Origin of the sequence: Blastomonas sp. UPD001 (assembly GCF_003426715.1) — a bacterium.
In the GTDB taxonomy this organism is placed as follows: domain Bacteria; phylum Pseudomonadota; class Alphaproteobacteria; order Sphingomonadales; family Sphingomonadaceae; genus Blastomonas.
The window spans coordinates 1-842 of record NZ_QKVT01000177.1 but is presented as its reverse complement, the minus strand read 5'-3'; the positions used below and the strand labels follow the sequence as shown (position 1 = coordinate 842).

Genomic DNA, 842 nt, shown 5'->3' with positions numbered 1-842 from the left:
ACTGGACCACCGCCTATATTGCGGTCTCGTTCTTCGGCCTGTTCGCGGTGATCACCGGCCTCGTCATGGGCGAGCCGGCGCGGCGGCAGGAGCCCAAGCCGCTGAAGGGGCCCGTGGCCGCCGCGATCGCCTATGTCAGCCCGCTCGCCGAGTTCTTCAAGCGCCAGGGCGCGCTGGTCGTGCTGCTGTTCGTCCTCGTCCACAAGATCGGCGACACGCTCGCCAACCTGACGCTGCGGTTGCTGTTCGAGGATCTGGGCTTCACCAATGACGAGCTGGCGATCTACGACGTGGGCCTGGGCTTCTGGGCGCTGCTCGCGGGGATTTTCGTCGGCGGGATCCTCTACGCGCGGCTGGGCATGAAGCGCTCGGTGCTGATCAGCCTCATCCTGATGGCCGTTTCGAACCTTGCCTTTGCCGGGCTGGCCACGGTCGGGCACAGCACCTGGGCGATGGCGGGCGCAATGGGCTTCGAGAATTTCGCCAGCGGCATCGGCGGGGTGTGCGTCGTCGCCTATCTCTCGGCGTTGTGCAATCTCGAGTTTACCGCGACCCAGTTCGCGCTGCTCTCTGCGGCAGCGAGCATCACCGGGCGCTTCCTGACCGGAACGCTTGCTGGCGGGATGATCGAGTCGCTGGGCTTCACCAATTTCTACCTGGTGACCACGATCGCCGCGCTGCCCGGCGTGCTGCTGTTCTGGTGGATGATGGCAAGCGGACTGGTCGATCGCTCGCTCGGCACGGCGGGAACTGAGGAGAGCGGGGAGTAACGCAAGCCCCGGTTTTTCGTCACCCCCGCGCACGCGGGGGTGTGGATTCACGTTTGAAGTGCAACACTGGTT

Annotated in this window: 1 protein-coding gene; it reads left to right on the top strand. The window is 65.3% G+C overall.

Annotation, left to right across the window (positions count from 1 at the left end; translation table 11 throughout):
• On the top strand, positions 1 to 770 hold a 770-nt coding region (locus tag DM995_RS20355), incomplete at its 5' end, for an MFS transporter (RefSeq protein WP_116970864.1).
• Between the last annotated feature and the right edge of the window lie 72 nt (positions 771 to 842).